Source organism: Bradyrhizobium sp. LMG 9283 (assembly GCF_045571415.1).
GTDB lineage: Bacteria > Pseudomonadota > Alphaproteobacteria > Rhizobiales > Xanthobacteraceae > Bradyrhizobium.
Genome location: NZ_CP120691.1, coordinates 7,634,235 through 7,648,638, shown reverse-complemented (window position 1 = coordinate 7,648,638; position 14,404 = coordinate 7,634,235). Strand labels below are relative to the sequence as shown.

Here is a 14,404-nt window from a genome sequence, read left to right as displayed (position 1 = left end):
TTCTTTCGTAGATCGTCTACTTTATGCAGATGTGAGAATTGCATGCTTTCGGTCGTTGGGCCTGCAATGGAGGAGCGCGACCGGTCGCCGTTTTGTGTTTTCCACGCGGCCGACGCTCGATCAGATCGTTCTAGTCGACGTCGCGCGAGGCTAAGCCACTTCCGCAAACCTGACCTACGAGGTTGTGATGTCGGAATAGCCATCACAACCACTTGCGCCTGGTTGCGACAGGATGTTTTTGTCGCAGACGCGAGCGCGCTTGATGTGTGGAATCAGTCAAACGGTTTGCGAGCACGACGTCTTGAAAAACGAGATCTGTGGTACTTATCGAGGGAGAAGAGCATATGAAGTTTACTGGCATAGGACTGACGATCCTGTTGTCCTTGCTTTCGGCCGCGAGCGGGAGCGCGCAGGCGAGAGCTGATGAGCCCTCGCCGAAATACACCGAGGTGCTCAATGCCCTGCAGGCCGGGAAGAATGTGAAGCTCATACTGGACATGAGCCGCTGTACCACCGCGGAGGCTGGCAAGCCTGCGTCGGCGACGCAGGCCGGTCTGGTCATCAATGCCTTCAGGGTGACCGCCCAGAACGGCATCAGCTTCGCCAATGCGCACCAAACGGTCGACAGCTCCGGACATGCCGTGACCGAGTACATCCGCCATAGCCTCAGCCGCGAAGGCAAGCTGACAGTGCGAGCCTCGAAGCTGGTCGTCGGGACCACCGAACTCGTGAACCAGGGCGAATTCATCTGCGAACTGCCGGATGGCGCAAAGTTCATCTGGTAACGAAGAGCACAGGGCAGGGGGATGCGCTTCGAAGACTTGATCCTCTAATCGTTTGGACAGCTTCGCAAGCCATGACACGGATCGTTTCGATCGTCAGGAACGGCCAGAATATTTCTGGCCGTCTTTTCCTCGGGGGAGTCATCGAGTTGCACGAACTTGCTGCAGTTTGATCAAGGTAACTTATGAGGGCCGTCGATCTACATTCGATCTCAGTGATTGGAAGATCGGCGGTTCAGGCTGTCGTCGTATGGGTTGGAGCCAAGGCCTCTCAGTTGAACGCTCCAGATGAGCTCGCCAAGGTACGTCCGCACGCTGTCCGCGGTCCTTGTGATGACATTGTTTCCAACCCGATCAAGCGGCGCCCGCGATGATGACGTCGACCCTCGCCCATCCCACGATGCGCTCGTATCTTGCATCCCGCGTCTTTTGGGGTCCTTTCACCGGAAACTTCCGTGCTGCCGAATGCGGCCACAACGTGATTGAACCATCCCGCTTTAGATCATGCTGGGCCTCGCCGCTGTGGGGTTTGCTCGCCGCTTAAACTGTCGTTCGGATGCAATTCTAAGTTCTCTGAAAGCAAACGATCCGGCGTGGTTCGGGAGCTTGAGCAGCTGTCCGAGGTGCCGACAAGTACCTCATTCACCAAATTGCGGTCGATGGAAGAGAAGGACGCGGCCTCCGGGTAGGCTTTCGGCCGTGTAGGGCTGACTGTGGATCAGAAAACGGGTCATTGGAACCTCCTGGCTCGGCAGAAGGCCCAGGTTTTGGAGCATGTCGATCACGACAGGCGAAGCCTCTTGGGGGCCGTGCCTCCAGTCGTCACCGAACAACTCTCCGAGTTCAGGCACTTGCGGGGACGGCTGATGGCCCGATCCCGGTGCGGCAGACGGCAGTGGAATGTTTGGCGCCAGCGCCAAAGGAGCGTCCTTTCGCAATTCGAACGAGGAGAGCGGATTAAACCCAGGTGCAAGGCCGCCGTAGGCATGCGGGGGAGCCGTCGGCGTTACAAGCGCAGCTTCAGCCGGCAAAGCGAGCCTTGGGTGATGAATGAGTTGAACGTCGTTGGATCCTCTCGGTCCCAACACGGCCGTGTAGCGATTCCCGCCAATCTCATAGTTCATGACCGGATGTTCTCCATTAGGCAAGAAGTCCCACTTGCCCAACGTGGAAAGCAACATTTCGGGGGCCAACTGGGTGCCATGCGAAAAATCCTTGGGCACGGCGAACGAAACATCAAACTTATCGCCGATAGCAGGAGACCGCAGATGGATGAGCTGAACATCATTGCGCCCACGCGGTCCTAGCACGGCCATATAGCGTTCACCGTGAATGTCGTAGGTCTTTACCCGCTGTGCTGCATCCGGCAACAGACCCCAGCGGCCGAGCCTGGAGCGCATCATATCCGGCGCGGCCTGGGTGCCATGCGAGAAGTCCTCGGGAACGGCCAAAGAGGCATCAAAGCTCTCGCCGGCTGCGACGGACATCGTATCACGTGTTGCCGGGGTCGCACCATCTTGATGCATCATCCTCCCAAAGTCTTCTTCAGAGGCGGGATTCTGCGACCGTGAGCTGGGCTGCCAGATCACGGCATCGAAAGGATCCGCTCGGCCGACGCTTTGGGGGGGCGACCCCATTGCCGTCCATAACTTGGATGCATCCAGATCGACAGCAGGCGCAGACCCGTCTCGATCCGCGGCAACGAAAAGCTCTTCCTGGACGACACTTTGCACGGGCGAGTGGGTCACTGAACTCGTGGTTGGCCAAAGCACCGGTGCATCGAAGGATGTCGCTGGCACGCCCTCGCGATGCGCGACATCGAGAAGCTCTTCATGGACGGCACTTTGCACAGGCGGGTGGGCGACCGAACTCATTGTTGGCCAAAGCACCGGTGCATTGAAGGGCACGGCTGGCAGCAGGCCCTCGCGATCCGCCGCATCGAAAAGCTCTTCCTGGGCGACACTTTGCACGGGCGAGTGGGTGACTGAACGCGTGGTTGGCCAAAGCACCGGCGCATCGAAGGATGTCGCTGGCAGCAGGCCCTCGCGATCCGCGGCATCGAAAAGCGCTTCCTGAGCAAAACTCTGCACGGGCGAGGGGGCGGCGGCACGCATTCCCCGCCAAAGTACCGGCGCATCGAAGCTGGCACGGGGAGGTACTTCGCTTCGGCGCACAGCGTCGAAAAGCATATCCTGGGCGACACGTTGCATGGGAGAATGAAGGGTCAAACCCATTTCCCCCCAAACCTGCGTAGCATTGAAATCGTCGGCCGGCAATGAGCCGCCTTGGTCCGCAGCGTTCCCCAAAGGCTGCTCATGATCGAAAAGCTGCACGGGCAAATCGGCGGCCGGCTGTATTGGCTGGCGCGAGTTACCTCCGTCAGCCCCCGAATTGTCCTGCCCGGCGATCCGGCGGTAGTCACTCAGCCTGTTCAACGCGTAGATGAGTTTCTTGTCCTTCGGAAACAAAGCGTCGGCATGGCCGAGCAGCGCTTTGTGACTGAGCTTAGCAATCGACAAAGGTCGCAGTGCTGCCGCTAGCTTCCGAAGACAGCTAGCATAATTTCCGGCGGTTTTTGCATCGAGTGCTCGACCAAAGCCCGCCTCGGTGGCCTTTCTGATGAGGCTCGCGTCTTCCTTGGACGGACGATAATGTGTTGTGGGGGCCGGAGCGGTGTCGCTGGGCTCGCGGTACCTACTAACCATTGACAATGCAGGGGCGATGACCTTGTCTTTTGGCAGTAGCTTCTTGGAGCGGTCGAGCAACGTATCGTCATCGAGCTCAGCAATCGACTGACCAGACTGCTTCAGCGCCTCAGCCAATTTGCGAAGCCGACGGTCGTAAATTTCGATGGTGGTCGCATTCGGCGGTGGCCCTCGGTCAAGGGCAGCACCAGACGCTGCTTGGATGAGGCGATCGTCTTCTTCAGTGATGTCATAAAGATCGCTATGGGAATATATCGGGCCGAGCTGTCGCACCTCTCCCAAGTGTTGCTCAAACACCGCTTGCGGTTGTTGCGGCTGCTCCACGGTGGTATCTGACGCAACGGAATCTTTATCGGCTGGGCTGATCGCGTTGTATCGGTCCATGGCGCAGTCCACTGGCATCGCTTCCTCGTTCTTTCGCTACTCACGTTAGCTTTCCAAAACCTGACGTGGACGGGCGGAAAGATAGAATGAATGACGGCGGGCAAGTGCCTTTTTCAACCTGACGACAAGTGCGGCGAATTTGAAGACGGTACAGCTTTCGGCTGAAACTCTGATTGTCCAAGTGCAGTATGCGGCCAGCCCCCGCTGGCCGCTCCGATCGGAGTATTATAGGTGCTGCGAACGCTGCTTCCGATCTTTCCGAGCATCGGAACAAGACAAATCACCCGTTCTGGATCTTCTTATCTTCAGCGACTTGTCCCTGACTTCCTATATGGATTCGATTCGCTAGCGGTCCGATAGTCATTCAGGTTTCCACCCAGAAACAGTACCTCGCGCTCTTCAGTTGGGGTATCGCTCACCCATGCTAGATCGGGTTCATCATTCTCAGTCCCGTCCTCAAGAATCGCGACGATCTCTTCGGCCGTCCGTGTGGTGACCTTCGGCACCGTGTAGGTGTGCAACTCTTTCGCGTTTTCCGCGATTGCTTTGGCGCCGTACTCGTTGTGATCGTCCGGCGAAAGAAGCAGTTGTGAGGCATCCTCGGACAGAGATACAAAAGGCGAAGAACTGGTATCGCCTCTCATGTGCGCTGCCGCTGCGCGACCCAGGTCAAGTTGTTGGCCTCCCCAAATATTCCAGGGGGCGGCGTCGTAACGCAAAGCCGCCATGGAGCGCAAATGGTCCATCGCGCTTTGTTGGTCCAACACATGTGGCTTACAATGGCTGGCGTGGTTTTGAAAGCGCTGCAGCTCCGCGTATGACGATGCCATCACGTCGTCGAAAATGCGGCCACTATCGACACCGGCTGACGGACCAGTCGCTCTTGACCACTGTGCTGATCTTTGCGCAGCGAGTTCGATTTCTCTTCTGAGTTCCGCAATATTCGCGCAGGTCAGCGTTGCGGCAAGCTGAGCGCGCGTTCTCACAAAGGATGCAGCTACGCACCGTTCGTTCTCCTGGATAGCCTGCGCTCTCTTATTGCCATCCGTTGCAGTCCGGGTCGATCCAGCCCCGCGTGAAGCTGATGTTGGGAGGATTGGCTGTGGTTCTCGAAGCCGCTGCTCAAAGTCTGCTTGCGCTGTCTCTTCCTGTTGCGGCTCGACGTAATTCATCCGAGCCGCGGATGGGTTGACGTTGTCAAATGGGTCCATTTCCTTCTCCCTTTGGTAGCCTCTGTCGATATCATTCGAACAAAGTTGATCCGATCCGATAAGGATCAGCAACTGAGGTGCGCGCAAATGTCTATAACTGGATCGGATCTGGTTCTCGAACGGGTCGGTATGTTGAGGGCACACGTGGGACTGACCCGGATCCAGCTCCTTCTTCTCTTCCAGATTTTGAGCCATCAAGTCGGCCTCCTGTCCGGATAGAGGTGTTGTATGTTAGAGGTCTTAGCTGTCGAACAGCTGACCAGATTCATTGTTTGAAGCAAATTCGGTGCCCTTGCGACTGTGCTGGCGAGCCTATTGTTCATTGCAGAGCTGAGTTTGACGAGATGGGGCCATCGTCCCTGTCCAGCTCGACGGCAGCGCGGTGTGAAAGGTCCGGGAGAGGCAGCCCGGCGGAAGCGCAGGCATCGGTGAGCTTGAGCTGCGTGAGGAAGTCTGCCGAGGCCAGCTTGCATCGGCTGCGAGTCGATGTCCCTGAAACGTTACTCGAGACGCAGCCGATCTGGTCGCGGCCATCGGGCTCGTGACCGCGCCGGCGTGGCGTGGAGCTCATTGTGCTCTGTTGGGATTGCTGATGGGCGCGAGGATTCGCGTGGGCCCGCCGGGCGCTGGCCGCCACAAGACCCGCGCGATGCTACCTCGATCCAGGCATCCGCAACACGCGCGGAATGGCCTAAACTCACAATATCAAGGGGGTTGCGCGGCCGCGAGACGTTGGATTGCCGACCAGACTTGGCAAGGCCACGAACGATTCGGCTCGCATGAAAGCCGCGGCGGCGACGAACCGGCGCACGGGCGCCTCAGCTCGGAAAGACAAAATGGGGAGTTGACGCTTGCAGCCAATGCGCCACACGTGCACCACAAGGTTGGTCGCGCCTAACAACCATATCGCGGCGAAAGCCTTGTGGTGTGGCCTGCAGGCGCAGCCGAACAAAAGGACCTAGAGCGATCTGCGCAGTCGGTCGTATCGGCCCCTCCTTCCCATCCTCCGGGCCCGACGCGTTTCCAGTCAAAGAAGCGATAGATCCCAGACCAGTGATGGACGGGTTTCCCGCAACGCGTACAGCTAAAAAGGCCTGAGCTATTCAAAGCGGCGGAGGCCTGCTCCTGAACCACTGAATAAGTGGTGCCGCACCCGATGCATGAAAATTAGACTATCATTAGTCTTCCTGGGTCGATCCAAAGCGGTCAGTTGGCCGCTGCGATGCCCGAAGGAAGCGGCTCTTGGCGCTCGCGGGTTGCACCCCTGTCGCTGGTGGCAGGACGGCAGCAGGACGGTGATGGCTTAGGTCAGAACGCTGGGGCTGCGGTCGGCCACCAAGCTGGCGCGGAGCGTGTCGTCCGTGATCTCCCTCGCCGATGATGGCCGCAGACCTCGACGCTGGGGAGGCGATTCGATTTGGCATTGTTGAAGCTGATAGCCGCGATTCATCACGAGAGGCGCGCCCCACCTCATGTGCCGGTAAGTGACGCGCTCCAATACTGTGATTTCGTGAACGTTGATGCGGGGGATTTTTGACGCTCCGAGGTGGCCTATGTCCAAAGCTAATTGAATCCGTGAACGTATCGGCGCAGACGACGGGCATTTCTTGTCCCGCGCGGTCATCATACCGATAAAAAGCGCGAGGACGATGCGGCGCCTGCAAGATAATCAACCGAAGGTCCTAGCATCCTCGAATGCAGCAGGCGGCACGGGTCGTGCAGAAGAGAGTTCAGGTTCCAAGCGTTGCCTTAACGAGGCATCGAGAATCTGGAATGTTTCATCGCATTATTAGATGGTTGGCTTAGCGCGGCCTTATTGATCGGATGTCGCTTTGCAACGGGGCAGCGAAGCGGTTGATCAACAATGTCGCGCCAAATCTGTCGTGTGTTCTCGAACGCATCAATTCATGTCGTTCGCTTCGAGCCGGCGCTACCAATTGAAGCCGCTGCAATCAGGCAGCGCGTGTTCGGTGAGCCTGATCAGAGACCATTTGGGTTAAGCGATGGAAAGATAGACATCGCAATAGAAGAGGATGCCAAGGGACGATAGTAGATTGAAATACTCAACTATTGCGTTTGCTCGGTCGGGACCTCTAAAAATCCTCTAACTCGATCATTTCTCGCCCGGTCGGGAGTCCAAACGTTCGATCGCGAATGCCATGCAAAACATCTTCCTGAAAAGGAGCTGGCTTCTTGATTAATTCTGGAGAGCCGATGTGAGTGTACTCGTGTGGAATCAACCAGCCGCTGGAAACAAGCTGTCACGTCGGCGTCAATCGGCAACCTGCGTGGTCGAAGCTCTTCTCGGCCGCGCCCGCTCGGAGAAGATGGCAAGACCTAGCAAAAGCTTCTTTGGTGACATTCTTCTCACATCAGCCGGCTGTGTGTTGTCTATCCCTCAAGGTGGCTGCCCGGAGCACCTTCAGGGTGAGCTTGCGCGAAAGGGCAGGCGGGCCGCCGAGAGCAACCTGTCCTCGAGGCCCGCCAAGCGGCTCAGAAGCCGCCGCATGGGGGGCTGTGATGTCTTCGGTTAACTCCATGCTTCATCTTGGCTTAAATCTTCATGGTGCTGGTGGTCATTCCGCCGCGTGGCGCTGGCCGGGCACAAATCCAAGCGCGTTTTTTGATATCGAGCACTACGTCCGGGCTGCGAAGCTTGCGGAGCACGGTCTGCTGGATGCTGTATTCCTCGCCGATACCCCCGCGATAAATTCCGACATTACGCACCAGCCGCCGCTCAATGGGCTCGAACCTACGCTGGTGCTCACTGTGATTGCCCGCGAAACGAAGCGGATTGGGCTGATCGCCACCGCATCGACAACCTACAATGAGCCATACAATCTCGCCCGGCGTTTCCAATCGCTCGATGTCATAAGCGGTGGCCGCGTCGCGTGGAACGCGGTCACGACGTCGAGCCCCGCGACGGTGGCGAACTTTGGCGGTCAAGAGGTCGCACGAGCGGATCGCTACCGACGCGCCGAGGACTTTGTTGAAACCGTCCGTGCTCTCTGGCTGAGCTGGAGCAGCGAGATGATCATCGCCGACCAGGCTGCGGGAGTTTACGCAGATCAGAGTCGATTCCGGCTGCTCGACCCTGATACGAATAGTTTTGGCATCCGAGGCCCACTTACACATCCCGCTTCGCCTCAAGGTCATCCAGTCATCGTTCAAGCGGGCGGTTCGGATCCCGGATTACGGCTTGGTGCCCTCAGTGCAGATGTCGTGTTTGCGGCAGCCGGGGACTTGACAACGGCGCTGCAGGAGGCCGAGCGCCTGCGTGCTCTCTCTCGTCAATTCGGCCGCCCTGCGGCTCCGCTGATCCTCCCAGGTCTCGTCACCTGCATCGGCGGAACCGAAGAAGAGGCGGCTCGTCGCAAAGAGCAACTTGACGAGTTGCTCGATCTGGAGCGCGCCGTCGCCGCTCTTGCACGAAGCATGGGCGTGGCGATCGAGAAGCTCAGCCTCGAAAGGCCCATCCCGGAAGAGATTTTGCCCGATGCAGATAACGTTCCGTTTTCTGTCGGTCACCATCGCACGATCGAAACTCTGGCGCGTCAAGGGCGGACGGTTCGGGAGATCATCAGCAGCGTTCAAGCTTTTGGCCACCGCTTGCTCGTGGGCGCGCCCGAGCAGATCGCTGATTCGATTGAGGCCTGGTTCCGCGCTGGCGCGGTCGATGGTTTCAACATCATTCCCGACGTGCTGGCCGACGGCACTGCAGCCTTTGTCGACCATGTCGTGCCCGTCCTCCAGACGCGCGGTCTGTTTCGCACAGAATATCGGGGAGAGACATTGCGCGAGCATTTGGGGATTCCCCTCCACATCGAAGCGGCAAAAACGGCGAGTACGTCAGCCGTCTGACGCTGCATTCTTTCCGTCCGCATTCATTGCCCTGGAGCTTGGACATGTCTGTATCGAATGCGCAATCATCGAGGCGTTTCACCCGCCAGTCGAACCATCGCGGAAGAAAAGTGGCGGCTAGCCTGTTCGTGCTCCAAAGCCTGTCACAGTTTGCGCCCAGCGGCCATGCTCAAGAGGCGTCGGGCGGCAACGTCAAGCGAGGCGGCGTTATTCGTTACGGGCATTTTCAAGAGCCGGCGTGCCTGTTCGGAGGATGGGTGCAGCAATGGTATCTGCAACGCCAGTACAGCGATAATCTGGTTGCCCGCAGCGACGATGGCAAGATTTTGCCATGGCTGGCCGAGTCATGGACAATCTCCGACGACAAAAAGGTATACACATTCGAGATAAAGTCGGATGTGAAGTTCACGGATGGGACTCCTCTCGATGCGCAGGCTATCGCTGACAATATCAACGGATGGCTCAGCAACGACCCCGATCTTCGTAATCCGACTGCCGCTCCTTATCTTAGCGATAGCTTCGAATCGGCAAGGGCAATCGCTCCTCTGAGGTTGCAGGTAACCTTGAAGGTGCCATTCCAACCCTTGCTAAACGTGTTCGCCCAATCCTCACAAGGCATTCTCTCGCCATCCGCGCTCAAACGTGGACTTGCGGTGAATTGCGAGAACCCTGTCGGCTCAGGTCCATTCATTGTCGACAAGTGGCGCCATGGGCGGGAAGTCACCTTCCGCCGCAATCCCGATTACAATTCGGCGCCGGCCACCGCGAAACATCAAGGACCGGCTTACGTTGACGGGATCAGCTGGAAGTTTCTGCCAGATCAGACTGTCCGATACGGCTCGCTGATCACGGGGGAGACCGATGCCATATACGATGTCCCAGCCATCGCATGGAAGGACGCCAATTCCCGCTTTCCAGTGTTGCGGCACCTTACCGGCGGCACGCCTCTGCGCCTGGCGTTGTATACGGCGCGGCCCCCATTTGACGACGTGCTCGTCCGCAAGGCCTTTGCCTATTCTACTGACCGAAAGGCCGCGGTCGACACATCCTTCCTTGGCTCTTTGCCATTTGAAGGCAATGGGGCGCTAAGTCAGAACTCGCCGGAATACCTGCGTGAGCTCGGGAACTCCTATGCGTACGATATTCGGAAAGCCAATCAGCTGCTTGATCAGGCGGGTTGGACTGAGCGTAATCCTAACGGCGTTCGTGCCAAGAACGGCAATCCGCTCATCGTGCGCATTTCCTATTCGAACGCCTTTCTGAAGCCGGATGGCGAGCAAGCCTTGCAAGTTATCCAGCAGCAGGCAAGGGTGGCCGGTTTTGACGTACGTCTTCAACCCACCAATCCGGCTGATTTCTTCGCCGGAAAAAACCTCGGGCCCAACGATTATGAGATCGTGCTTCTCTATTGGGTTGCACCCGGCGCTGAGATATTCCGAATTTCGTGGAAGCCGGACCAGAATGGCGAGCCCAATCGGTTCAATCCATCGCGCTTCCAGGATCCGACACTTTGGGAGGTGATCCAAAAGGCGGAGCAGGATTTCAATGGCGCTGAACGTACCGCCCTCTATCAGCAGGCGGAACGGAAGATCGTGGATGACGCTCCTGTGATTGGCCTCACCGTGCTGGACGTAACTTTGGCGACCAAGCCGAACCTGAAAGACGTTTGGCTCGACCGCGGGTCAGTTGGCGAACCTGTCTTCTATGACGCTCATTTTGACGACAAGAAATGACGCCGTGAAGATAGTAGCCCATCATCCCATTGTTTGGTTCGCGCGCCGGATATTGTCCGGCGTGGTCGTGGTGTGGGCTGCCGCAACGTTTGCGTTCGTAATTCAGTGTGTGCTGCCTGGCGATCGCGCCCAGATCATCATCAATGTGGCGAGTGGCAACGTCGGGCCGGCGTCGTCGGCAGAGCTTGCAGCGATCAATGCGAAATACGGCTTTGATCAACCGCTCGCGGTTCAATACGGCAAATACATAGTGCGAATCCTGCATGGAGACCTTGGCGAATCGTACCAGCAGCATCGGCCTGTCGCAGGGATCATCGCGGAACAGATTGGCCCCACGATTATTCTGGCGATCGCCGCGCTGCTGATCGCATGGATTATCGCAATCCTTACAACCTTGTTCATCGCCGGCAGAGACAACATATGGTCGAAGCTGCTCAATGACACGCAAGTCTTTTTGGCAACCGTGCCGCCTTACTGGCTCGCCACAATTCTGCTGGTTGTCTTTGCGGTAAAGCTGCGCATGTTTCCGGTCATCGGTGGAAATTCGCCGATCGGGCTCGTTCTGCCGACACTTGCGTTGGCTCTTGAACTGTCGGGCTTTTTCGGACAAGTCGTTCAGAACGAGTTCACGCGCGTGCTCGAGCAGCCGTTCGTTACGTCCGCGCGCGCCCGCGGTATGAGTGATTTCGGTGTCAGGCTTCGCCATGTCCTCCGCCACGCCGCATTGCCCGGCATTACTTTATCAGGTTGGGCGCTCGGCAAACTTCTTTCGGGCGCGATTTTGATCGAGGTGGTCTTCGCCCGTCAAGGCCTGGGTGGAGTCCTTGTCGCTGCAACGTCCTCGCGCGACGTTCCGATTGTCTCGGGAGCTGTTTTGATCTCTGCGGGCTTATTCGTTGTTGCCAGTATGATTGTCGATCTGACTTACCGGGTGGTCGATCCGAGGATCAAGTTGACATGAGCATGTTCGCCGAAGTCACCGTGTCTCGGCCAATCAAAGAAATCCTGGCAATCGTCCGTCATGTTCCCTTCCGAGTTGCCGTCTGTCTCATCATCATTGGCCTCTTTGCCCTCGCGGCTATGGCGCCAAAGGTGCTGCAGACGCACGATCCGCTCGCTATTGATTTGAGATCGTCATTGCAGTCTCCGTCGATCGCCCATTGGTTCGGAACTGATCAATTGGGTCGAGATCTTTACTCTCGAGTAGTCGAGGGGGCAGCCCAATCCCTGGCCATCGGACTTGGCGCGACGGCGCTGAGCATGTCCATTGCGATCGTTTTGGGCGTGGCCGCCGCACTTTCTGGTGGCGTACTCGACAGCATCCTCAGCCGGATTGTCGACGTGCTCTTCGCAATTCCCACGCTCTTGCTCGCCCTTGTGTTCGTGACCGTTTTTGGACCGTCGGTATTGACTGAAGTCATAGCTGTCGGAATGGGCACAGCGCCAGGTTATGCGCGCATGATCAGGGGCCAGATCCTTTCCATCAGAGGGACAGGGTATATCGAGGCCGCCAAGGTGCTGGGCCATCCATTTCCCCGTATCGTCTGGAGGCATATTCTTCCCAACGCCATGAACCCGCTGGCAGCAATGATGACGATCGGCGTGGGTCAGGCGATTATCTGGGCCTCCGGTCTTGCCTTTTTAGGTGTTGGCGTCGCTCCCCCGGCCCCTGAATGGGGCGCGCTGCTCAATGCCGGGCGCAATTATGTGATCTACGCCTGGTGGCTGGAGATCATACCCGGTCTGGCAGTGTCGGCGTTCGCCCTCAGCGTCACCATCGTCGGGCGCCATCTACAGGATCATCTGGAAGGAAAAAGGTGAATGTTGCAGGTTCGTCCCAAGCCTGTCTCGCAGCAGGCAGACCTCCTCACGGTCGATTCGCTGCGTGTTTCCTTCGGGCGCGACATCGCCGAGAAAGCGGTTGTGCGCAGCATGTCCTTCTCCCTCCGACCGGGACGCTGCCTTGCGATCGTCGGTGAATCCGGCTCAGGCAAGAGCGTGACTGCGCGGGCTCTCATAGGCCTCGCTGGTCGCCAGGCCGATGTCCGTGCACGCCAGCTGAGCTTCGACGGGACGGACCTGATCGGCCTTAACGATCGTACCTGGCGGCGCATCCGCGGCAGCGAGATTGGCTTTGTATTACAGGATGCACTCGTCTCGCTTGACCCGCTTCGCCGGATCGGCAAAGAGATAGGTGAAGGCTTGCTCCTCCATGGTGCGGTATCATCACGCGAGGAGCTCGCGCAGCGCGTCATTGCTCTCCTTGAGCTCGTCGGTGTCCCTGAGCCCGAGATCAAGGCCGAGCAGCTGCCGCATCAATTATCCGGCGGCCAGCGTCAACGGGCTCTCATCGCTGCAGCACTTGCGCTCGATCCACGCATCCTTATTGCCGACGAGCCGACTACCGCTCTCGATATGACGGCCCAAGCTCATGTGCTGGCACTGCTCGAGGAGACCAAAACGAGGGGCAAGGCTCTGATCCTGATCAGTCACGATCTGGCAGTGGTCTCCCGCGTGGCGGATGAGATCCTCGTCATGCGAGGAGGCGAGGTCGTCGAACGCGGCACCGCCGCCCAGATATTCAAAGATCCGCGACACCCCTATACTCGTCAGCTGCTGGACGCCGTGCCATCAGGCCAGCCGCGCGGCTCACGCCTCTCACCATCGACTATTGTACGTTCGCCTGGCCGGCAAACGCAGCCACCCGTGCAATCGCTGCCGAAATCTCGTCCCATCCTGCTCGAAGCGACAAGTCTGGTGAAACGCTTCAAGGGCCCGGATGGCACTTTACGGGCGGCTGTGGACGGCGTCTCCTTCGAACTGCGATCCGGCGAGACTTTGGGCATCGTAGGTGAGTCCGGATCAGGAAAGTCAACGATGGCGCGCATGGTCCTGGCGCTCGACGAGCCCGACGAGGGAGCCGTTCAGTTTGCAGGCCGGCCTTGGACCACGCTCGCCGAACGCGAACGGCGGGCTCGGCGGCGGTCGATGTCGATCATTTACCAGGATCCTCTTGGCTCGTTTGATCCGCGTTGGACGGTCGGACGCATCATATCCGACAGCCTTTCGAGCGACGTTGAGACACGGCGCAAGCGGCAGGAGCGCGTTATCGAGCTGCTCGATCTGGTCGGGCTATCCCAGGCCTTGCTCGACCGACGACCGCTCGAGCTCTCGGGCGGTCAGCGCCAGCGCGTTGCGATCGCCCGCGCGATCGCACCAAATCCCGCCGTAATCGTCTGCGATGAGCCGGTTTCGGCGCTCGACGTCTCGATCCAGGCCCAGGTCTTGGACCTGCTCGGCTATCTGAAGGACCACCTCGGCGTAAGTTATCTCTTCATCTCGCATGATCTCAGTGTTGTTCGTCATATCAGTGATCGTGTCATAGTTATGCGCCGGGGAAGAATCGTCGATAGTGGCGCTACTGAAGAGATGTTTCGTAATCCACAGTCTGAATATACCAAGAGCCTTATCGCTGCCATGCCGCGTCTTGTGCGCGACGAACAGATCGGTCATTCACCTACGATCCTCGAAGAAGGCATCGCATGAATGCCTTCGAATGCGACTTCCTTCATCATAAAATCGTCTATCTCAGATCACCGGAGTATTCGCCTTAGCGCGCCGATTTGGTCACGATTGCACGCTCGCTCATCGCTCGGCCAGGACAGTCTGTGGACACGGGTTCCCACTAGGTGCACCGGCGCGGCGCGCGGAGCAGGGCTAGCCGAGTT

The 14,404-nt window shown here is 58.2% G+C and carries 8 protein-coding genes; 6 read left to right on the top strand and 2 right to left on the bottom strand.

Features of this window, described 5'->3' with window-relative positions; genetic code table 11:
- Positions 1-317: 317 nt before the first annotated feature.
- Entirely contained in the window at positions 318-785 is a 468-nt protein-coding gene (locus tag P6U29_RS35580) for a VirK family protein (RefSeq protein ID WP_407114833.1), read from the top strand.
- 635 nt (positions 786-1,420) lie between these two features.
- On the opposite strand, the gene P6U29_RS35575 is transcribed toward P6U29_RS35580, so the two are convergent.
- Both P6U29_RS35575 and P6U29_RS35570 read right to left on the bottom strand, forming a co-directional pair.
- Positions 1,421-3,871: a hypothetical protein gene (locus tag P6U29_RS35575; protein WP_407114832.1), complete on the bottom strand. Its 2,451-nt coding sequence runs from the start codon at positions 3,869-3,871 to the stop codon at positions 1,421-1,423.
- Between the two features lie 305 nt (positions 3,872-4,176).
- Positions 4,177-5,277 carry a hypothetical protein gene (locus P6U29_RS35570; protein WP_407114831.1) on the bottom strand — a complete coding sequence of 367 codons (1,101 nt, stop codon included), beginning with the start codon at positions 5,275-5,277 and terminating at the stop codon, positions 4,177-4,179.
- Positions 5,278-7,602: 2,325 nt separating this feature from the next.
- Between P6U29_RS35570 and P6U29_RS35565 the strand changes: the two genes are divergently transcribed.
- The 5 genes from P6U29_RS35565 to P6U29_RS35545 are packed head-to-tail and all read left to right on the top strand — an operon-like array spanning position 7,603 to position 14,222.
- A complete protein-coding gene (locus tag P6U29_RS35565) occupies positions 7,603-8,943 on the top strand; it encodes an NtaA/DmoA family FMN-dependent monooxygenase (protein ID WP_407114830.1) in 1,341 nt (446 codons plus the stop codon).
- A 44-nt stretch (positions 8,944-8,987) separates the two neighbouring features.
- Positions 8,988-10,676 (top strand): ABC transporter substrate-binding protein, encoded by a 1,689-nt coding sequence (locus P6U29_RS35560; protein WP_407114829.1) that lies wholly within the window; start codon positions 8,988-8,990, stop codon positions 10,674-10,676.
- Positions 10,648-11,637, top strand: a complete 990-nt coding sequence (locus P6U29_RS35555) for an ABC transporter permease (RefSeq protein ID WP_407114828.1) — start codon at positions 10,648-10,650, stop codon at positions 11,635-11,637. The genes P6U29_RS35560 and P6U29_RS35555 overlap by 29 nt, the downstream gene beginning before the upstream one ends.
- Positions 11,634-12,497, top strand: a complete 864-nt coding sequence (locus tag P6U29_RS35550) for an ABC transporter permease (RefSeq protein WP_407114827.1) — start codon at positions 11,634-11,636, stop codon at positions 12,495-12,497. Before P6U29_RS35555 ends, P6U29_RS35550 begins: the two co-directional genes overlap by 4 nt.
- Positions 12,498-14,222, top strand: a complete 1,725-nt coding sequence (locus P6U29_RS35545) for a dipeptide ABC transporter ATP-binding protein (RefSeq protein WP_407114826.1) — start codon at positions 12,498-12,500, stop codon at positions 14,220-14,222. It abuts the gene before it with no gap.
- Positions 14,223-14,404 lie beyond the last annotated feature (182 nt).

Bases quoted from the DNA above. Each gene is read 5' to 3' on its own strand.
- P6U29_RS35575 (WP_407114832.1), bottom strand. From the start codon at position 3,871: ATGGACCGATACAACGCGATCAGCCCAGCCGATAAAGATTCCGTTGCG.
- P6U29_RS35570 (WP_407114831.1), bottom strand. From the start codon at position 5,277: ATGGCTCAAAATCTGGAAGAGAAGAAGGAGCTGGATCCGGGTCAGTCC.
- P6U29_RS35565 (WP_407114830.1), top strand. From the start codon at position 7,603: ATGTCTTCGGTTAACTCCATGCTTCATCTTGGCTTAAATCTTCATGGT.
- P6U29_RS35560 (WP_407114829.1), top strand. From the start codon at position 8,988: ATGTCTGTATCGAATGCGCAATCATCGAGGCGTTTCACCCGCCAGTCG.
- P6U29_RS35555 (WP_407114828.1), top strand. From the start codon at position 10,648: ATGACGCTCATTTTGACGACAAGAAATGACGCCGTGAAGATAGTAGCC.
- P6U29_RS35550 (WP_407114827.1), top strand. From the start codon at position 11,634: ATGAGCATGTTCGCCGAAGTCACCGTGTCTCGGCCAATCAAAGAAATC.
- P6U29_RS35545 (WP_407114826.1), top strand. From the start codon at position 12,498: ATGTTGCAGGTTCGTCCCAAGCCTGTCTCGCAGCAGGCAGACCTCCTC.